Annotated in this window: 17 protein-coding genes; 4 read left to right on the top strand and 13 right to left on the bottom strand. The window is 53.5% G+C overall.

Annotation, left to right across the window (positions count from 1 at the left end):
* The 9 genes from E0D98_RS12105 to maeB form a co-directional block, all read right to left on the bottom strand.
* On the bottom strand, nucleotides 1-1,267 hold a 1,267-nt coding region (locus tag E0D98_RS12105; RefSeq protein WP_131890656.1), incomplete at its 3' end, for an aldehyde dehydrogenase family protein.
* 11 nt (nucleotides 1,268-1,278) lie between these two features.
* Nucleotides 1,279-1,566 (bottom strand): ethanolamine utilization microcompartment protein EutN, encoded by a 288-nt coding sequence (gene eutN, locus E0D98_RS12100; protein ID WP_000762196.1) that lies wholly within the window; start codon nucleotides 1,564-1,566, stop codon nucleotides 1,279-1,281.
* Nucleotides 1,567-1,672: 106 nt separating this feature from the next.
* Entirely contained in the window at nucleotides 1,673-1,966 is a 294-nt protein-coding gene (gene eutM, locus E0D98_RS12095; RefSeq protein ID WP_000387713.1) for an ethanolamine utilization microcompartment protein EutM, read from the bottom strand.
* A gap of 38 nt (nucleotides 1,967-2,004) precedes the next feature.
* A complete protein-coding gene (pta, locus tag E0D98_RS12090) occupies nucleotides 2,005-3,021 on the bottom strand; it encodes a phosphate acetyltransferase (RefSeq protein WP_000582977.1) in 1,017 nt (338 codons plus the stop codon).
* Nucleotides 3,018-3,821: an ethanolamine utilization cob(I)yrinic acid a,c-diamide adenosyltransferase EutT gene (gene eutT / locus E0D98_RS12085; protein ID WP_000651298.1), complete on the bottom strand. Its 804-nt coding sequence runs from the start codon at nucleotides 3,819-3,821 to the stop codon at nucleotides 3,018-3,020. The genes pta and eutT overlap by 4 nt, the downstream gene beginning before the upstream one ends.
* Nucleotides 3,818-4,519, bottom strand: a complete 702-nt coding sequence (eutQ, locus tag E0D98_RS12080; RefSeq protein ID WP_000733906.1) for an ethanolamine utilization acetate kinase EutQ — start codon at nucleotides 4,517-4,519, stop codon at nucleotides 3,818-3,820. Before eutQ ends, eutT begins: the two co-directional genes overlap by 4 nt.
* Nucleotides 4,494-4,973 (bottom strand): ethanolamine utilization acetate kinase EutP, encoded by a 480-nt coding sequence (gene eutP / locus E0D98_RS12075; protein WP_000820782.1) that lies wholly within the window; start codon nucleotides 4,971-4,973, stop codon nucleotides 4,494-4,496. Before eutP ends, eutQ begins: the two co-directional genes overlap by 26 nt.
* Nucleotides 4,974-4,985: 12 nt before the next feature.
* Nucleotides 4,986-5,321, bottom strand: a complete 336-nt coding sequence (eutS, locus tag E0D98_RS12070) for an ethanolamine utilization microcompartment protein EutS (protein WP_000356956.1) — start codon at nucleotides 5,319-5,321, stop codon at nucleotides 4,986-4,988.
* A 292-nt stretch (nucleotides 5,322-5,613) separates the two neighbouring features.
* Nucleotides 5,614-7,893 (bottom strand): NADP-dependent oxaloacetate-decarboxylating malate dehydrogenase, encoded by a 2,280-nt coding sequence (gene maeB / locus E0D98_RS12065; RefSeq protein ID WP_000342642.1) that lies wholly within the window; start codon nucleotides 7,891-7,893, stop codon nucleotides 5,614-5,616.
* Between the two features lie 288 nt (nucleotides 7,894-8,181).
* Between maeB and tal the strand changes: the two genes are divergently transcribed.
* Complete coding sequence (gene tal, locus E0D98_RS12060) at nucleotides 8,182-9,132, top strand: transaldolase (protein WP_001003709.1); 951 nt, start codon at nucleotides 8,182-8,184, stop codon at nucleotides 9,130-9,132.
* A gap of 19 nt (nucleotides 9,133-9,151) precedes the next feature.
* A complete protein-coding gene (tkt, locus tag E0D98_RS12055) occupies nucleotides 9,152-11,155 on the top strand; it encodes a transketolase (protein WP_000087298.1) in 2,004 nt (667 codons plus the stop codon).
* A 95-nt stretch (nucleotides 11,156-11,250) separates the two neighbouring features.
* Here the strand turns inward: tkt and E0D98_RS12050 are convergent, their stop codons facing one another.
* The 3 genes from E0D98_RS12050 to aegA all read right to left on the bottom strand — a co-directional run bounded on the left by E0D98_RS12050 (nucleotide 11,251) and on the right by aegA (nucleotide 15,042).
* Nucleotides 11,251-12,294 (bottom strand): DUF1176 domain-containing protein, encoded by a 1,044-nt coding sequence (locus tag E0D98_RS12050; protein ID WP_001270524.1) that lies wholly within the window; start codon nucleotides 12,292-12,294, stop codon nucleotides 11,251-11,253.
* Between the two features lie 125 nt (nucleotides 12,295-12,419).
* Nucleotides 12,420-12,995 carry a GDP-mannose pyrophosphatase NudK gene (gene nudK / locus E0D98_RS12045; RefSeq protein ID WP_000193711.1) on the bottom strand — a complete coding sequence of 192 codons (576 nt, stop codon included), beginning with the start codon at nucleotides 12,993-12,995 and terminating at the stop codon, nucleotides 12,420-12,422.
* A gap of 67 nt (nucleotides 12,996-13,062) precedes the next feature.
* Entirely contained in the window at nucleotides 13,063-15,042 is a 1,980-nt protein-coding gene (aegA, locus tag E0D98_RS12040; protein ID WP_001078875.1) for a formate-dependent uric acid utilization protein AegA, read from the bottom strand.
* 205 nt (nucleotides 15,043-15,247) lie between these two features.
* On the opposite strand from aegA, the gene narQ reads away from it, so the two are divergent.
* Nucleotides 15,248-16,948, top strand: coding sequence for a nitrate/nitrite two-component system sensor histidine kinase NarQ (gene narQ / locus E0D98_RS12035; protein WP_000636129.1), 1,701 nt, complete (start codon nucleotides 15,248-15,250; stop codon nucleotides 16,946-16,948).
* 163 nt (nucleotides 16,949-17,111) lie between these two features.
* Nucleotides 17,112-20,225 carry a multidrug efflux RND transporter permease AcrD gene (gene acrD / locus E0D98_RS12030; RefSeq protein ID WP_001273141.1) on the top strand — a complete coding sequence of 1,038 codons (3,114 nt, stop codon included), beginning with the start codon at nucleotides 17,112-17,114 and terminating at the stop codon, nucleotides 20,223-20,225.
* Nucleotides 20,226-20,323: 98 nt separating this feature from the next.
* Here acrD and ypfM read toward each other — a convergent pair whose 3' ends face one another.
* Complete coding sequence (gene ypfM / locus E0D98_RS12025) at nucleotides 20,324-20,383, bottom strand: protein YpfM (protein ID WP_001386977.1); 60 nt, start codon at nucleotides 20,381-20,383, stop codon at nucleotides 20,324-20,326.
* Nucleotides 20,384-20,528: the final 145 nt, after the last annotated feature.

Genomic DNA, 20,528 nt, shown 5'->3' with positions numbered 1-20,528 from the left:
TGCACGGTCCGTTCTTAACGACAATGCTGGTATCAATGGCGTTCGCCATCTGGTTCATGTTTTCGATATTGCGCGAGTGCATTGCCGCCGTGTGGTGGCAACCGCCCTCCAGTTTCACCGCCAGCGCAATGGCATCCGCCACGTTGGCGACGCGCACGACGGGCAGCACCGGCATCATCAGTTCGGTCACGGCAAACGGATGTTCTGCAGTGGTTTCCACAAACAGCAAACGCGTTTCTTGCGGCACGTTCAGGCCGATTGCCGCCGCGATTTTCGCCGCATCGCGACCAACCCAGTCACGGCTGACGGTGCCTTTTCCGCGCTCGTCGATATTTTTCAGCAACACCGGTTGCAGCTGCTGCGCCTGTTCTGCGGTCAGTTTCACCGCGTGCTGGCCTTCCATCAGACGCATCAGTTCATCGGCTACGCTATCAACAACAATCAGTACCTTTTCGTCGGCACAAATGATGTTGTTATCGAAAGAAGCGCCTTTGACGATGGACTGAGCGGCACGGGCGAGGTCGGCGGTTTCATCCACCACTACCGGCGGGTTGCCAGCGCCTGCGGCAATCAGACGTTTATTGGTGTGTTTACGCGCCGCTTCTACTACCGCTTCGCCGCCGGTTACCACCAGCAGGCCGATACCCGGAAACTTGAACAAGCGTTGCGCGGTTTCGATATCCGGATTTGCCACAGTAACCAGTAAGTTTTCCGGCCCACCTGCGGCAACAATCGCCTGGTTGAGCAGCGTAATCGCCCGCTGGGAGACTTTTTTCGCCGCCGGATGCGGGGCAAAAATGACGCTGTTGCCCGCGGCAATCAGGCTGATGGCGTTATTAATTACGGTTGCCGCCGGGTTAGTGGACGGAGTTACCGAAGCCACCACGCCCCAGGGCGCGTTTTCAATTAAAGTCAGGCCGTTGTCGCCGGTCAGCACCTGCGGAGAGAGACACTCAACGCCTGGCGTGCCGCGCGCCTGAGCGACGTTTTTGGCAAATTTATCTTCAACGCGGCCCATGCCGGTTTCACTGACGGCAAGTTCCGCTAAATCTCTGGCGTGTTTTTCGCCTGCCTCACGAATGGCAGCAATGGCTAACTGGCGCATTGCCACGCTTTTTAACCCTTGCTGGGCGACTTTGGCTGCCGCAACGGCGTCATCCAGGGACGCGAAAACGCCCATCTCATGAACGGCGGCGGGCGGCGTGTCACTGCTTTGCATTTTCAGCAGTACCGCTTTCACCACCTGTTCAATATCCTGTTGATTCATGATGTTCTGCCTTATTTGTGGAAAATTACCTGACCGCCAGACACCACCTCATCGACAATGCCAATCACGCACAGATCGACCGGTGACGTTTCGCTTTTATGCGCCTGGCGGGCGGAACTGCCACTCACCAGTAACACCCACTCCCCGGTTCCCGCGCCAATATTGTCGATGGCGACGGCGCATTGCCCGTCAGGATTACCTTGTGGATCAATCATTTCCACCATCAGCAATTTGTCATGCGCCAGTCCGTGATGGCGTACGGTACAAACAATTTGTCCAGTGACGACTGCCAGTTTCATACCCGCCTCCGTGGCGTATTTCAGGTAAAAGCTCCCCCTACCCTCCGCAGAAGGTAAAATGAAAAAGGAGAGAGCGTGACGCCCGAATCGACGTCACACAGGGTGATTACAGGTTGCTGCTATCGCCTTTCAGGCCGATCGGGAAGACTTCTTCCAGGTCGCCGTGCGGACGCGGGATAACGTGTACAGATACCAGCTCGCCGATACGCTGTGCCGCTGCGGCACCTGCATCGGTCGCGGCTTTACAGGCTGCAACATCACCACGAACCATGGCAGTACACAGGCCGCCGCCAATCTGCTTAACACCAACCAGCTTGACGCGCGCAGCTTTCACCATCGCGTCAGAAGCCTCAATCAGTGCAACCAGGCCCCGGGTTTCGATCATTCCTAATGCTTCCATTGTGCTTTCCTCTTTATCAGGGTCCAGAACGGGACCGTTCATTCAACCAGTGTTTGTAAACTGCTTTCGCGGTTCACTTCTGTCTGACGCGGCACAGCTGCCACCAGCGCCAGCTCGATAATTTCCTGCACGCTACAACCACGAGAGAGATCGTGCATCGGCGCGGCAAGTCCTTGTATCAGTGGCCCGACGGCACGATATCCGCCGAGTCGTTGTGCGATTTTGTAACCAATATTTCCGGCTTCCAGCGACGGAAAAACCATCACATTGGCCTTGCCCTGTAGCGGGCTGGCAGGCGCTTTTTGCGCCGCCACTTCCGGCACGAAGGCGGCGTCAAACTGTAACTCGCCATCCACCACCAGCTTTGGTGCGCGCTCACGGACGATTTCTGTCGCCTGCTGGACGTTAGCAACACAGGGGTGACGGGCGCTACCATTGCTGGAAAACGACAGCATCGCCACGCGCGGCTCTTCTCCGGTGATGGCGCGCCAGGTTTCGGCACTGGCAAGCGCGATATCCGCCAGCTGCGCCGCCGTCGGCTGTGGCACCACGCTGCAATCGGCAAAGCCCAACGCCGGGCCGCTGTACTGTGGCAACATCAGGAAAATGGAAGAGAGCGTTTTACAGCCTGGCTGCAAGCCGATAATGCGTAATCCGGCACGCAGCACATTTGCCGTGGAAGAGAGGTTGCCCGCGATACAGACATCCGCTTTACCGGCGCTGACCATTGCTGCGGCGAACATCAGAGGGTCGGTAAGTTTTTCCAGCGCATCCGGCGGCGTTTTTTCGCCCGCGCGGGCCAGCCAGCGATGAGCAAATTCTTCCCGCATTGCGAGGTTGCCATGCGGATCAATCACCTGTAGCCCGTCCATCGCCACGCCGTGACTGAGCGCAAACTGACGAAGTTCAAACGGATTGGCGACCAGAATGGGCGTTGCCAGACCTTGTTGATGTAAATATTGCGCGGCTTTCAGCACACGTTGGTCTAACGCATCCGGAAAAACCACTCTGGCGGGCGCTCGCAACGCCAGTTCACGACAACGTTCAATAATCATTGCGTTTCCCCCAGTCGTTGTTGGATCTGCTTCACCGTTAGCGGCTGCTTCGTTACGCTCAGGATCATCATCACGTAGACCGTGCTGGAAAGGCGGTTCAGCGCCTGCAAAATGTCCGGGCGTAATACTTCAAAGCTGCGGGTGATAAAGACCTGCGCCGCTACGGTTTCGGTTTCCCGCACTTTGGTGCGTAGCAGATTGAGCAACGCAGCATCGCGCCCGTGGCTGGCTTCCGGCACCAGATGATCGTGGTCGAGATAGCGCAGCGGCTGATGAGAAAGCCGATGCAGATCTTCGTCAGAAAGCCCGACAATCGCCTGGCAGCCCAGCGGTTCCCCCAGCGCATCGGCGCGCATAATGTTGCCAAGACGCGAACGGATATCCGCCAGCCACGGCTGCCACGGTTCCGCCAGTTCAATTTGCAGCCACACTGCCAGCGCAATGGTGCTGTCGAGAACCGCGCGAAAACCCAGACGCGGATCGCTTTTGGCGACCATTTTTTCCGCCGACAGGTGAGTCAGCGTATCCGGCTTTTTTGCCACCGGCTGGCGGCACAGTTCGCAGCACGCCTGCGGATGTTCATCGCTACTGGTCAGCCCATGAACGGGCTGCGGCTGCTGCTGTTCATCGTCAACAAACAGGCGGCCCTGCTCGTCAATAAACTTGATGCGCAGATGGCGGCTTTCCAGCAACTCCCGGGCAGAGGGCGTCAGGCGACTGTCCGCAGGGAGATGGATCTCTGCGCCTTCGCTGAGCGTATGGTTCGCTCTTAGCCATGCTTCGGTGATGAAATCTTTCATAGGGATTGCCAGTTAGCCGGCCAGGCGACATACAGGAATTTCACGCTGGATGTCGTACCAAATTCGATGCTGGAGCCTTTCGGGATAAACATCACGTCGCCTGCTTTGGCGATCATGGTTTGGCCTTCGTGGCGAACATGCAGCTCCCCTTCCAGCACCATGTCGATTTCGTCATAGTTCAGGGTCCACGGGAAGAATGCGTTCTCCCACTGCATAAAACCGGCGGCCATGCTGCTGCCGTCGTCTCCGGTCACAAGATCAGTCAAGCCCACGCAATGCGGCTCTGCGCCGTCGAAACGACCAAACTTGACGCTGCTGCCATCAATCACTTTGATGCCGCCTTTGCCGGTCACCGATTTGAAGCTCGGCTGCATTGCGCCCTGCTCCAGCGACTGTTTTTCCTTCATCACTTTTTCCATCAGCTGTGCGACCAGGCTTTCGGTAAACTGGCCTTCCGGCAGCTGGGCAATGATGGTTTCGCGGATGCGCTGGCTTTCGGTTTTGTCGGCTGGCACGCTGGCGGGCACGGACGCCGTTACCGGGATCGATTCATCACATTCGGTGATGGTAAAACCCAGTAGATCCGCCACTTCACGGGCTTCCGGGGTAATAATGCTGGCGCGCAGAACCACGGACATTGCCTGTTCGCCGCGCGCGTGTGCTTCACGAATATCATTCGCTGTGATGAGTTTTTTCACCTGCTTCCTCCTGTTTGGTGAGAGATGCCAGATAATCCACCAGTTGCTGCACGCTTTGCGGGTCGTGGCTGTTTAGCTCGAAAATCGGCTCTTCGAAACCCGTCTCAAGCAATAACTTTCGCGTTGCGGCGACGTCAGCATCTGGCATGTCCGTTTTACTGATGACGGCGATTTGCCGTTTGCTGACGCCAATATCCAGCAACCCGGCAGGCAACCGACTTTCCGGGTCATTTGCGCCATGGACATAGATCAGCATGTCTACATCCTGTAGCGTGGTAATTAAGGCGTGATACCAGCGGGGATGGCTAAAATATTCACCCGGCGTATCAATATCGCCCTTATCATTAAATTCCACGGCCTGTGTTTTTCTGGCGAGGGTATAATTCCCCTGCAACGCATTAAATAACGTTGTTTTTCCTGCCCCGACGGTACCCACAAACGCAATTCGTTTCATGAATGCCTCGTATTAACTTTTGGTCATTTCACAAAGCGTATAATTTAATAAGCGACCTAAACCGCTGACGGTTTGTGATAACGCTTCTTCTACTGCGCCCACCGAGCCATAAATCACCAATGCACCGCTGAAGCGGTCGAGAAAACCGATATGCACATCAGCGGCTTTCAGCGCTAAATCACCGGCGATCATCGCCGTTTCGCCGGGAGTTAGCGTCATAATGCCAATTGCGCCCGCATCCGGAACGCCGATTTTCTTCGCCAGTTCCTCACCGGGATGCGCGATGAGATGCGCCAGTGTGACCTGTTTGCCGGGCACAAATTCCTGAATGATGCGTTCTTTATCCATGAGTCGCCGCCTGTGAAAAACTTTCGTGTATCGTGACAATTTTTCGTCAGAGTAAATAACAAAATTCGGCAAGCGCGTTTAAAAGGTGAGGTAGATCACTAAGAATGGAGAGATATTCGCTGTGGTGCATAAACTTTCATATGCAACGCATGAATATAAATAAAATAATATCGAGATATTATATAGACTGCTTTTTTTATTATTCGCAAACTCAGTAATAAGCTTTACTAATATATTGCAGCCAAACCGCTTACCCTGAATATTCAGGGTAAGCGTGAGAGTTAAAAAAGAATTACAGCGGTTGGGTTTGCGCTTCAACCACGGCCAGCGCCACCATGTTGACGATACGACGCACCGATGCGATCGGCGTTAACACGTGAACCGGTTTCGCCACGCCCATCAGCACCGGACCGACAGTCACACCTTCCGAGCTGGAAACGCGCAGTAAGTTGTAACTAATGCGGGCAGCTTCCATGTTCGGCATCACCAGAATATTGGCAGAACCTTTCAAAGGGCTGTCCGGCATACGGTCGTTGCGAATCGCTTCCACCAGCGCTGCATCGCCGTGCATTTCACCATCAATCATCAGATCTGGCGCACGATCCCTGACCAGTTCCAGCGCCTGACGCATTTTGCTCGACGACGGGCAGTCAGAAGAACCAAAGTTGGAGTGCGACAACAGAGCAACGCGCGGCTCAATACCAAAACGACGGACAGTTTCTGCCGCCATCAAGGTGATCTCCGCCAGCTCTTCTGCGTCTGGTTCGTCATTGACGTAGGTATCGGCAATAAAGGTGTTACCACTCGGCAGCAGCAGCGCGTTCATTGCACCTGCGGTGTGAACGCCATCGCGATAACCAAAGACATTTTTCACCACGCTAAAATGTTCATGATAATCGCCCACCGTACCGCAGATCATTGCATCGGCTTCCCCACGCTGAACCATGATCGCGCCGATCACTGTCGGGTTACTGATCAGCGCCCGCTGCGCCTGTTCCTGAGTGACACCGCGACGCTTCATGATCTGGAAGTATTCGGTCCAGTACTCTTTAAAGCGCGGATCGGATTCGTTATTGACGATCTCAAAATCAACGCCCGCTTTGATCTGCAAGCCCAGTTTCTGAATGCGCATTTCGATCACGTTCGGACGACCGATAAGGATCGGTTTCGCCAGTCCCAGCGTTACCAGTTCCTGAGTGGCATGCAGAACGCGCGCCTCTTCCCCTTCTGGCAGAACAACGCGCTTCGGCGCTTTGCGAGCCTGGGAGAAAATCGGCTTCATAAACAGGTTGGTTTTGTAAACGAACTCAGTCAGCTTGTCGATGTAGACGTCGAAATCAGCAATCGGACGCGTCGCCACGCCCGACTCCATCGCGGCTTTAGCGACCGCAGGAGCGATCTTAACGATCAAGCGCGGATCAAACGGTTTTGGAATGATGTATTCCGGACCAAAGCTCAGATCCTGATCGCCATACGCTGAAGCCACCACTTCGCTCTGTTCGGCGTGGGCCAGTTCCGCAATCGCGCGTACCGCCGCCAGTTTCATCTCTTCATTGATAGCCGTTGCGCCAACATCCAGCGCGCCACGGAAGATAAACGGGAAGCAAAGGACGTTGTTGACCTGGTTTGGATAGTCAGAACGACCGGTGCAAATGATGGCATCCGGACGCACTTCTTTCGCCAGCGGCGGCAGAATTTCCGGTTCCGGGTTCGCCAGCGCCAGGATCATTGGCGCACGAGCCATTTTCTTCACCATTTCCTGGGTCAGCACTTTCGGGCCGGAACATCCAAGGAAAATATCCGCGCCTTCAATCACATCATCGAGGGTACGTTTGCCGTCATCCACCACCGCATATGCGGCTTTGGTTTCCGCCATGTTTGGCTCACGGCCCTGATAGATAACGCCTTTTGAATCGCAAACCACGATGTTATGTTTTTGCAGACCCAGCGCTACCAGCAGGTTCATACAGGCGATTGCTGCGGCACCCGCGCCGGAAACCACCATCCGCACGTCGGAGATGTTTTTCTCCACCACGCGCAAGCCGTTGAGGATGGCGGCAGTGCTGATGATTGCCGTGCCGTGCTGATCGTCGTGGAATACCGGAATATTCATCCGCTCGCGCAGTTTCTGTTCAATATAGAAACATTCTGGCGCTTTAATGTCTTCGAGGTTGATTCCGCCGAAGGTCGGTTCGAGCGCAGCGACAACTTCAATAAATTTGTCCGGGTCGAGTTCATCAACTTCAATGTCAAATACATCAATCCCGGCGAATTTCTTAAACAGAACGCCCTTGCCTTCCATCACCGGTTTGCCAGCCAGCGCGCCAATGTTGCCTAACCCCAGCACCGCCGTACCGTTAGAGATCACCGCCACCAGGTTACCGCGCGCGGTATATTTGTAGGCTTTTAACGGGTCTTTTTCGATTTCAAGACAAGGTGCGGCAACGCCTGGTGAGTAGGCCAGCGCCAGATCGCGCTGCGTTGCCAGAGGCTTGGTTGGAGAAACCTGGATTTTCCCTGGAACTGGAAATTCATGGAAATCAAGTGCACTTTGTTTTAACTGGTCATCCATTTGGTTGTTCCTTTCACGTAACGTTCACAAATAAAGTGTGTGGGCAACAGCCCCTGCCCACAACGTGGCGCACATTATTACCCTGCCGGAGTCTACAGACTTTGAGCAAGTCCAAACTCTCACCATTAATATAATGTTTTGGTAATAATCCTATAACACTGATGTTACCTGCTTAATCCAGCAATACCATGCCTGTCTGCTATGCTTTTTTGATGCGTTTAGCGAAATTTCTCAGAAGTGTGAATTAACGCACTCATCTAACACTTTACTTTTCAAGGAGTATTTCCTATGAACGAGTTAGACGGCATCAAACAGTTCACCACTGTCGTGGCAGACAGCGGCGATATTGAGTCCATTCGCCATTATCATCCCCAGGATGCCACCACCAATCCTTCGCTGTTACTCAAAGCTGCCGGATTATCACAATATGAGCATTTAATAGACGATGCTATCGCCTGGGGTAAAAAAAATGGCAAGACCCAGGAACAACAGGTGGTCGCAGCGTGTGACAAACTGGCAGTCAATTTCGGTGCTGAAATTCTCAAAATCGTACCCGGTCGCGTGTCAACAGAAGTTGATGCACGCCTCTCTTTTGATAAAGAAAAGAGTATTGAGAAGGCGCGCCATCTGGTGGACTTGTATCAGCAACAAGGCGTTGAGAAATCACGCATTTTGATCAAACTGGCTTCGACCTGGGAAGGAATTCGCGCGGCCGAAGAGCTGGAAAAAGAAGGTATTAACTGCAACCTGACGCTGCTGTTTTCTTTTGCCCAGGCGCGGGCCTGTGCAGAAGCGGGCGTTTTTCTGATTTCGCCGTTTGTCGGGCGTATTTATGACTGGTATCAGGCACGCAAGCCGATGGACCCGTATGTGGTGGAAGAAGATCCGGGCGTTAAATCGGTGCGCAATATCTACGACTACTATAAGCAACACCACTATGAAACCATTGTGATGGGCGCGAGCTTCCGTCGCACCGAACAAATCCTCGCCTTAACCGGCTGCGATCGACTGACTATCGCACCGAATTTGCTGAAGGAGCTGCAGGAAAAAGTTTCGCCAGTGGTACGTAAATTAATCCCGCCTTCTCAGACGTTCCCACGCCCAGCACCCATGAGCGAAGCGGAGTTCCGTTGGGAGCACAATCAGGATGCGATGGCGGTAGAAAAACTGTCTGAAGGCATTCGTCTGTTCGCCGTTGATCAACGCAAACTGGAAGATCTTCTTGCCGCCAAACTATAAACCAGCCACGGAGTGTTATATGTCCCGAAAAGACCTTGCCAATGCGATTCGCGCACTCAGTATGGATGCGGTACAAAAAGCCAATTCTGGTCATCCCGGCGCGCCGATGGGCATGGCTGATATTGCCGAAGTGCTGTGGAACGATTTTCTTAAACATAATCCTACCGACCCAACCTGGTATGATCGCGACCGCTTTATTCTTTCCAACGGTCACGCGTCGATGCTGCTCTACAGTTTGCTACATCTGACCGGTTACGACCTGCCGCTGGAAGAACTGAAGAACTTCCGTCAGTTGCATTCGAAAACCCCAGGCCACCCGGAGATTGGCTATACGCCAGGCGTTGAAACCACCACCGGCCCGCTTGGACAAGGTTTGGCGAACGCCGTCGGGCTGGCGATAGCGGAACGTACATTGGCGGCGCAGTTTAACCAGCCAGACCATGAGATCGTCGATCACTTCACCTATGTGTTTATGGGCGACGGCTGCCTGATGGAAGGTATTTCCCACGAAGTCTGTTCGCTGGCAGGCACGCTGGGACTGGGCAAGCTGATTGGTTTTTACGATCACAACGGTATTTCCATCGACGGTGAAACAGAAGGCTGGTTTACCGACGATACGGCAAAACGTTTTGAAGCCTATCACTGGCATGTGATCCATGAAATCGACGGTCACGATCCGCAGGCGGTGAAGGAAGCGATCCTTGAAGCGCAAAGCGTGAAAGATAAGCCGTCGCTGATTATCTGCCGTACGGTGATTGGCTTTGGTTCGCCGAATAAAGCAGGTAAGGAAGAGGCGCACGGCGCACCACTGGGGGAAGAAGAAGTGGCGCTGGCACGGCAAAAACTGGGCTGGCACCATCCGCCATTTGAGATCCCTAAAAAGATTTATCACGCCTGGGATGCCCGTGAAAAAGGCGAAAAAGCGCAGCAGAGCTGGAATGAGAAGTTTGCCGCCTATAAAAAGGCTCATCCGCAACTGGCAGAAGAGTTTACCCGACGGATGAGCGGTGGTTTACCGAAGGACTGGGAGAAAACGACTCAGAAATATATCAATGAGTTACAGGCAAATCCGGCGAAAATCGCTACCCGTAAGGCTTCGCAAAATACGCTTAACGCTTACGGGCCGATGCTGCCTGAGTTGCTCGGCGGTTCGGCGGATCTGGCTCCCAGCAACCTGACCATCTGGAAAGGTTCTGTTTCGCTGAAGGAAGATCCAGCGGGCAACTACATTCACTACGGGGTGCGTGAATTTGGCATGACCGCTATCGCCAACGGCATCGCGCACCACGGCGGCTTTGTGCCGTATACCGCGACGTTCCTGATGTTTGTTGAATACGCCCGTAACGCCGCGCGGATGGCGGCACTGATGAAAGCGCGGCAGATTATGGTTTATACCCACGACTCAATTGGCCTGGGCGAAGATGGTCCGACGCACCAGGCTGTTGAGCAACTGGCCAGCCTGCGCTTAACGCCAAATTTCAGCACCTGGCGACCGTGCGATCAGGTGGAAGCGGCGGTGGGCTGGAAGCTGGCGGTTGAGCGCCACAACGGACCGACGGCACTGATCCTCTCAAGGCAGAATCTGGCCCAGGTGGAACGTACGCCGGATCAGGTTAAAGAGATTGCTCGTGGCGGTTATGTGCTGAAAGACAGCGGCGGTAAGCCAGATATTATTCTGATTGCCACCGGTTCAGAGATGGAAATTACCCTGCAAGCGGCAGAGAAATTAGCAGGAGAAGGTCGCAATGTACGCGTAGTTTCCCTGCCCTCGACCGATATTTTCGACGCCCAGGATGAGGAATATCGGGAGTCGGTGTTGCCTTCTAACGTTGCGGCTCGCGTGGCGGTGGAAGCAGGTATTGCCGATTACTGGTACAAGTATGTTGGTCTGAAAGGGGCAATTGTCGGGATGACGGGTTACGGGGAATCTGCTCCGGCGGATAAGCTGTTCCCGTTCTTTGGCTTTACCGCCGAGAATATTGTGGCAAAAGCGCATAAGGTGCTGGGAGTGAAAGGTGCCTGATGGTGATCGCCGGATGCTGATTGCCGGATGCGACGCTGACGCGTCTTATCCGGCCTACAGCGTCTTATCCGGCCTACATGTCCCCGCAATTTTGTTTAACGGGTGATCCACAACGTGGGCCAGGCGTCTGGCCCATGCCAGTTATCGCAGGTGGGTTCTGCGGCATAACGCACCAGGCGAAAACGCTGACCGTCAAAGCGCCAGCGCGCCTGAATGCCACAATCGCTTAATCCGCGCCCTTTCGCTAAGGTCACCAGTTCACGCGATTTCTCATCAAATGTTGCGTTCATCAGTTCCAGTTCATTCGTCTCCTGACCGTTGTTGAACGGCAAACGCAACCGAACCGGGCGCGAGGCTAGTGGCTTTTTACGCGACACAATCCATGCCAAATCAATGGTGTTATAGGCCCCTGCCTCACAGCTAATCATCATCAGCGCTTTATCATCAGTCAGCGCAGTGACATTCACCTCACGACGTAACGGATCAAGCGAGCAGCGCAGACCATTCATCCGCCAGTTTCCATAATCCAGCAAATCGTTGCGTTCTTCGAGTGAGAGTGGCGTCGGCGTTGGGTTAACCACCGCGACCTCTTTCAGCGCAGGCGCGGGCGGTACGCTGAGCGGCGGTTCGTCCCCTTTCTTGATCCACGCGGTTTCACTGCCAACGCGCTTTTGCTGAGCATCAATAAACAACAACGCCGCTTTTAAGCCACTCAGAGAAATGGTCTGATTGCCGTCGCGTAAGGTGATCGCCTTCCCTTCCTGAATCATCTGCAAAAACGCGGTGATGGTTGCCGTATCATCGGTTACTAATAACCATGGTGAAATCCGCCACTTGTCACCACTTAACGCCAACGGCTCACCATCTAACAGCAGCCGTGGCGCTATCTCTCCTTCAGACGCATCCGGCGACTTCAACCCGCCGCGCTCAATACGTAAAACGGCATCGGTATGCGCCCCGGCGCTGCGGCTCAGGGTCATCACCAGTCCATTATGATCGCCCGTATTGCGCGCCACGCAGAAGTTTTGGTTATTACAGGTGACCTGCCAGTCGGAAAACGCCCGTTGCGCTGGTGCCGCCCACACCAAAGACGTCGGCAACAAAGCGAAAAAAAAGAGAAGGAAAATGCGATAGCGCATGGACGGTACGACCCCAGAAGTTCAAACAAACAGCACAAGTCGTATCTTCGTTGCGCAGGTAGCGCGGCTCAATCAGATTTGTCGGATTGAGCCAATAATAAACAACGAAATATTATTGTTATTTTTCAGTCCATTAAATGTGACGTTTGCAAATAGTTAAGCAATAACACCGTCTTACCGTCACGTATCTCGCCGGTTTTGATCATCTCCAGCGCCTGGCTGAACGGCAGCTCGAGCACTTCAATATCTTCATCTTCAACACCGCCACCGGCGTTAGCGCGCTGATTGTCACTGTATTCGGCGATAAAAAAGTGGATTAGCTCAGTCACACCGCCAGGCGACATATACAGTTCAAATAATTTGCGCACTTCGCCCACTTCATAGCCCGTCTCTTCAATCGCTTCTTTGCGAATGCACACTTCCGGTTCGTCGTTATCCAGCAGCCCGGCGCAGGTTTCAATCAGCTGCCCACTTTCATTGCCATTAACCCAGGTAGCGACGCGGAACTGACGAATCAGAACCACGGTCTTTTTCTTCGCGTTGTACAGGAGGATCGTCGCACCATTACCGCGATCGTAAACTTCACGTTTATGGCGGATAACTTCGCCATCTTTGCGCGTGAGATCGTAGGTAATGTTGTGCAGGGTGAAATAGTTATCGGAGAGAATTTTGTCTTTAATGAGGGTGATTTGTTGCGTCATACCGACTCCACAGCGCGAAATGAACAATTATCTTACGCTGTGAAGTCGGGTTTGTCTGCGCAGGCTATCAGTGAGATTTGACTGATTTTACCCCCAGCCAGTCAATAATCCCCTGTGCCGCATGACGTCCTTCTGCCATTGCGGTAACCACCAGATCCGCACCACGCACGGCGTCGCCACCGGCGAAGATTTTCGGATTGGTGGTCTGGTAACGGTACTGGCTTTCCACATCCGCGATGATGCGGCCCCATTTGTCTACCGTTACACCGTGCGACTCCAGCCACGGCATCCCGTGTGGATTGAAGCCAAACGCCATAATCACCGCATCGGCTGGCATGACAAATTCACTGCCCTCAATCGGTACAGGTCGCCGACGCCCCTGGGCATCCGGCTCGCCAAGACGCGTGCGCAGGAAACGAATCCCGCAGACGTGACCTTGTTCATTCAGCTCAAGCGCCACCGGCTGGACGTTAAATTCGAAGTTGGCCCCCTCTTCGCGGGCGTTCCTCACCTCTTTCTTCGAGCCTGGCATGTTAGCTTCATCACGACGATAAGCGCAGGTGACGTTACTCGCGCCGTGGCGCAGCGCAGTACGCACACAGTCCATCGCGGTGTCGCCGCCGCCCAGTACCACGACGTTAAGTCCGGCGGTATTGATAAACGGCTCTTCCGGTAGCTCTTCGAGCCCCATCACCTGTTTAGTGTTGGCAATGAGGAACGGCAGCGCGTCATAAACGCCCGGCGCATCTTCATTGGGTAAACCCGCTTTCATGGAACGGTAAGTGCCTACGCCAACGAAGACCGCGTCGTATTGTTCCAAAAGCGAATCCAAAGAGACATCTTTACCCACTTCACAATTGAGTTCGAAGTGAATCCCCATCGCGCTGAAGATTTCCCGACGGCGTGCCAGCAGGGATTTATCCAGTTTGAAAGAAGGAATGCCGAAAGTGAGCAAGCCACCAATTTCTGGATGGCGATCGTACACCGTCACCGCCACGCCATTGCGGGTCAGAACATCCGCACAGGCCAGCCCTGCCGGGCCTGCCCCGATAATCGCCACCCGCTTGTCCACTTTGGTGACATGACTTAAGTCAGGACGCCAACCTTTCGCCAACGCCTGATCTGAAATATAGCGTTCAATGTTGCCGATAGTTACAGCACCGTGCTCATCGCGAATAGTACAGGCACCTTCACACAAACGGTCTTGCGGACAAACGCGTCCGGTAATTTCCGGCAGGGTGTTGGTCTGGTGAGAAAGCTCGACGGCGGCGTCGATGTTTCCGGCTTTCACCAGTTCAATCCACTGCGGAATATGGTTATGCAGCGGGCAGGTCCATTCACAAACGCTGTGCTCGCCGCACTTAAGGCAGCGCGAGGCTTCCCGTTGTGCCTGGTCGGCGCGAAATGGCAGATAAATTTCATCAAAACCGGTTTTGCGCGCTTCAATCGCCAGTTTATCCGGCTCGCCACGCGCGGGCGTTGCCTGCATTTGTTCGACTTTACTCATTACCGGCATTTCTTGCGCCGCGGTACTGGCATGCCACGGTTGATGTTCCTGACGCGCGGTGCGCAAGCGGCGGGATTTCGCCATGCCGGAGAGTGCGACGTCAGTGACCAGTTGCAGCGCGTCCGCCGGGCAATTCTCAACACAGGCAGGACCGTTTTCGCGCCCCGCACAAAGGTCGCATTTATGCGCCGTGGCTTTTACTTTTCCTGCCGCGACGGGTGTCAGGACGATTTGCATCGTACCAAAAGGACAGGCCACCACGCAGGATTTACAGCCAATACACTTTTGCTGATTGACCTGAATGCTGTCATCAACGTGGCTGATTGCGCCATTAGGGCAGCTACGGGCGCAGGGCGCATCTTCACAATGGTGACAGGTCACTGCACTACGTTGCTGTTGATGTTTGATAACCGTAATTCGGGGATGAAAATGGTGTTGGCTCAGGACATGTTGCTCATCATTGTGAGCCATGACACAGGCGATTTCACAAGCATGACAACCCAGACATTGCTGACTGTTGGCCATAATAAAACGATTCATAACGACCTTCTTTTTTGGTTGTAAAAACCTTATTCTTTATATGAGTGTTGTTATTACCCGACTTACAGGGGAATCGGCAATGTTCATGTGCCCAGAATAAGTAACTATTTCGCTATAAACTGTGGCAGATCAAATAATCCCATCACTGACTAAATTGTGTTTCAGCTAACTGGAACATTAATGATTTTTTGTGGAGAAGACGCGTGTGATTGTTAAACGACCCGTCTCGGCCAGTCTGGCCCGGGCCTTTTTTTACATTGTGCTGCTGTCGATTCTTTCCACGGGTATCGCTCTGCTAACTCTGGCGAGCAGTTTGCGCGACGCTGAGGCTATCAATATTGCCGGATCGCTACGTATGCAGAGTTACCGCCTGGGCTACGACTTGCAAAGTGGCAGTCCACAACTCAATGCACATCGCCAGTTGTTTCAGCAGGCACTGCATTCACCGGTATTAACCAATCTCAACGTCTGGTATGTGCCAGAAGCAGTAAAAACTCGCTATGCGCATCTGAATGCCAACTGGCTGGAGATGAATAATCGGCTCAGCAAGGGCGATTTGCCGTGGTATCAGGCCAATATTAATAATTATGTTAATCAGATAGACCTGTTCGTGCTGGCTTTACAGCACTACGCTGAACGCAAAATGCTGCTGGTGGTGGCGATTTCCCTGGCTGGCGGTATCGGTATTTTCACGCTGGTCTTTTTTACTTTGCGCCGTATACGCCATCAGGTGGTTGCCCCGCTGAATCAGCTGGTTACCGCCAGTCAACGTATTGAACACGGGCAGTTCGACTCGCCGCCGCTGGATACCAGTCTGCCGAATGAGCTTGGTCTGCTTGCAAAAACCTTTAACCAGATGTCGAGCGAGCTGCATAAATTGTACCTTTCGCTGGAGGCGTCAGTAGAAGAAAAGACCCGCGATCTCCACGAGGCCAAGCGTCGTCTGGAGGTGTTGTATCAATGTTCCCAGGCGCTGAACACCAGCCAGATTGATGTGCATTGTTTCCGCCATATTTTGCAGATTGTTCGCGACAATGAAGCGGCTGAATATCTGGAGTTAAATGTCGGTGAAAACTGGCGGATTAGCGAAGGGCAACCAAACCCGGAATTGCCGATGCAGATTTTACCGGTGACAATGCAAGAGACGGTTTACGGCGAACTGCACTGGCAAAATAGTCACGTTTCATCATCAGAACCGCTGCTTAACAGCGTTTCGTCGATGCTGGGACGCGGTTTGTACTTTAATCAGGCGCAGAAGCATTTTCAGCAGTTATTGTTGATGGAAGAACGTGCAACCATCGCCCGCGAATTGCACGACTCGCTGGCTCAGGTACTTTCTTACTTACGTATCCAGTTGACGTTACTGAAGCGTTCGATACCGGAAGATAACGCCACCGCACAAAGTATCATGGCCGATTTTTCCCAGGCGTTGAATGATGCTTATCGGCAGTTACGCGAGCTGTTGACTACTTTCCGCCTGACGCTGCAGCAGGCGGATCTCCCCTCCGCGTTGAGGGAAATGCTGGATACGTTACAAAATCAAACCAGCGCCAAACTGACCCTCGACTGCCGTCTGCCAACCCTGGCGCTGGATGCGCAAATGCAGGTGCATTTGTTGCAAATTATTCGCGAAGCGGTGCTGAATGCGATGAAGCACGCCAACGCCAGCGAAATCGCCGTCAGTTGCGTCACCGCGCCGGACGGCAATCACACGGTTTATATCCGTGATAACGGGATTGGCATCGGTGAACCGAAAGAGCCCGAAGGTCATTATGGTCTGAATATCATGCGCGAACGCGCGGAACGGCTGGGTGGGACGCTGACTTTTTCACAACCTTCCGGCGGCGGCACGTTAGTGAGTATTAGCTTTCGCTCCGCGGAGGGTGAGGAAAGTCAGCTGATGTAATGCCTCCTACTGACCAAAGAATACTTGCACTTAAGGTTCAGTATAAAAGGGCATGATAATTTACATTAACTCCTTTTTTTCTCCACGATTGGCTCGTACCTTGCCGCTACAGTGAAGCAAGTCAAGCCTACAACGATACGCAGAAACACGAGGTCCTCTTTTAATGGCGAATTTCTTTATTGATCGCCCCATTTTTGCCTGGGTGCTGGCAATCCTGTTGTGTCTGACAGGTACCCTGGCGATTTTCTCATTGCCCGTTGAACAATACCCCGATCTCGCGCCACCGAATGTGCGAGTGACCGCTAACTATCCCGGCGCATCGGCCCAGACGCTGGAAAACACCGTGACCCAGGTTATCGAGCAAAATATGACCGGCCTCGATAATCTCATGTATATGTCATCTCAGAGCAGTGGCACCGGTCAGGCATCTGTCACTTTAAGTTTTAAAGCAGGCACCGATCCGGACGAAGCCGTGCAGCAAGTACAAAACCAGCTGCAATCAGCCATGCGAAAGTTACCGCAGGCGGTGCAAAATCAGGGCGTGACGGTGCGTAAAACCGGCGATACCAATATTCTGACCATTGCTTTCGTCTCTACCGATGGTTCGATGGATAAACAGGATATTGCCGATTATGTTGCCAGTAATATTCAGGACCCGTTAAGCCGCGTGAATGGCGTCGGGGATATCGATGCCTATGGTTCGCAATATTCCATGCGTATCTGGCTGGACCCGGCGAAACTCAACAGTTTCCAGATGACGGCTAAAGATGTCACTGATGCCATTGAGTCACAGAACGCGCAGATTGCGGTTGGGCAACTTGGTGGTACACCTTCCGTCGATAAGCAGGCGCTCAACGCCACCATTAACGCCCAGTCACTGCTGCAAACACCAGAACAGTTCCGCGATATCACCTTGCGGGTGAATCAAGACGGCTCAGAGGTAAGGCTGGGCGATGTCGCCACCGTCGAAATGGGGGCGGAGAAATACGATTATCTTAGCCGCTTCAATGGTAAGCCAGCCTCCGGGCTGGGGGTAAAACTGGCCTCCGGCGCAAACGAAATGGCGACAGCGGAGCTGGTGCTCAATCGTCTCGACGAGCTGGCGCAGTACTTCCCGCACGGACTGGAATACAAGGTGGCGTATGAAACCACCTCGTTTGTTAAAGCCTCCATTGAAGACGTGGTGAAAACGCTGCTGGAAGCTATCGCTCTGGTTTTCCTCGTTATGTATCTGTTCCTGCAAAACTTCCGCGCCACGCTGATACCCACTATCGCCGTGCCGGTGGTGTTGATGGGAACCTTCTCCGTACTTTACGCCTTTGGTTACAGCGTCAACACCTTAACCATGTTCGCGATGGTGCTGGCGATCGGTCTGCTGGTGGATGACGCCATCGTGGTGGTGGAAAACGTCGAACGTATTATGAGTGAGGAAGGACTCACTCCTCGCGAAGCCACACGTAAATCGATGGGGCAGATCCAGGGGGCACTGGTCGGGATTGCGATGGTTCTTTCGGCGGTATTTGTACCAATGGCCTTCTTCGGCGGCACCACCGGTGCCATCTATCGCCAGTTCTCTATTACCATTGTTGCGGCGATGGTGCTGTCAGTACTGGTAGCGATGATCCTCACTCCGGCTCTGTGTGCCACACTACTTAAGCCACTGAAAAAAGGTGAGCATCACGGGCAAAAAGGCTTTTTTGCCTGGTTTAACCAGATGTTTAACCGCAACGCCGAACGCTACGAAAAAGGGGTGGCGAAAATTCTCCACCGTAGCCTGCGCTGGATTGTGATTTATGTCCTGCTGCTTGGCGGCATGGTGTTCCTGTTCCTGCGTTTGCCGACGTCGTTCTTACCGCTGGAAGACCGTGGCATGTTTACTACCTCGGTACAATTGCCCAGCGGTTCAACCCAACAACAGACCCTGAAAGTCGTTGAGCAAATCGAGAAATATTACTTCACCCATGAAAAAGACAACATCATGTCGGTGTTTGCCACTGTTGGTTCTGGCCCCGGGGGTAACGGGCAAAACGTGGCGCGAATGTTTATCCGCCTGAAAGACTGGAGCGAACGCGACAGTAAGACCGGCACCTCGTTTGCCATTATCGAGCGTGCAACAAAGGCGTTTAACAAGATTAAAGAAGCTCGCGTTATCGCCAGCAGCCCGCCAGCAATTAGCGGTCTTGGTAGTTCTGCGGGTTTTGATATGGAGTTGCAGGACCACGCTGGAGCAGGTCACGATGCGCTGATGGCAGCACGTAACCAGTTGCTGGCGCTGGCGGCGGAAAACCCGGAGCTAACCCGTGTGCGCCATAACGGCCTCGACGACAGTCCGCAGTTGCAGATTGATATCGACCAGCGTAAAGCTCAGGCGCTGGGCGTTGATATCGACGATATTAACGACACACTGCAAACCGCCTGGGGTTCGAGCTATGTTAATGACTTTATGGATCGCGGTCGCGTGAAGAAAGTCTATGTGCAGGCAGCTGCGCCGTATCGCATGCTGCCAGATGACATCAATCTCTGGTATGTCCGAAATAAAGATGGCGGCATGGTGCCCTTCTCTGCTTTCGCGACCTCACGCTGGGAGACAGGCTCGCCGCGTCTGGAACGCTATAACGGTTATTCTGCGGTTGAGATTGTTGGGGAAGCCGCACCGGGGGTCAGTACCGGTACGGCGATGGATATTATGGAATCGTTAGTGAAGCAGTTGCCAAACGGCTTTGGTCTGGAGTGGACGGCGATGTCGTATCAGGAGCGGCTTTCCGGCGCGCAGGCTCCGGCGCTGTACGCTATTTCCTTGCTGGTGGTATTCCTGTGTCTGGCGGCGTTGTATGAAAGCTGGTCGGTGCCGTTCTCGGTAATGCTGGTCGTGCCGCTGGGGGTTATCGGCGCGCTGCTGGCAACCTGGATGCGCGGGCTGGAAAACGACGTTTACTTCCAGGTGGGCCTGTTAACGGTCATTGGTTTATCGGCGAAAAACGCCATCCTGATCGTCGAGTTTGCTAACGAGATGAACCAAAAAGGCCACGACCTGTTTGAAGCGACGCTCCACGCCTGCCGTCAGCGTTTACGCCCGATTCTGATGACCTCGCTGGCATTTATCTTCGGCGTATTGCCAATGGCAACCAGCACGGGTGCCGGTTCCGGTGGTCAGCATGCGGTGGGTACTGGCGTAATGGGCGGGATGATTTCGGCCACTATTCTGGCTATTTACTTCGTGCCGCTGTTCTTTGTACTGGTGCGCCGCCGCTTCCCGCTGAAGCCGCGCCCGGAATAAGCAATAAAAAAGGCGACATGCTAATGTGTCGCCTTTTTCAACTTTCCGATTAAGAACCTGCTCAGCGGGTTCTTGCTGTTTGTACTTTGTCTCAGGAATTACTTACGAAGCATAACTTCGATAAAGTCTTTCCAGTTCCCCAGTTCACGTTCAATCATAACAACCTCTCTTATAATTATGGGTATTCTACGGAAACAATATACCGTGGTGAAGCTAATTTACTCGATTGCTGCGATGACTACCTCCGGGGGACAAACCTTATGTAAATACTATGGTCCTGCGGTGATAATTTGTATGTGATAC

This window comes from Escherichia sp. KCJ4928 (genome assembly GCF_004352695.1).
Lineage (GTDB): Bacteria > Pseudomonadota > Gammaproteobacteria > Enterobacterales > Enterobacteriaceae > ECMA0423.
The sequence above is the reverse complement of the archived record's forward strand: the minus strand, read 5'-3'. Positions and strand labels throughout refer to the sequence as shown.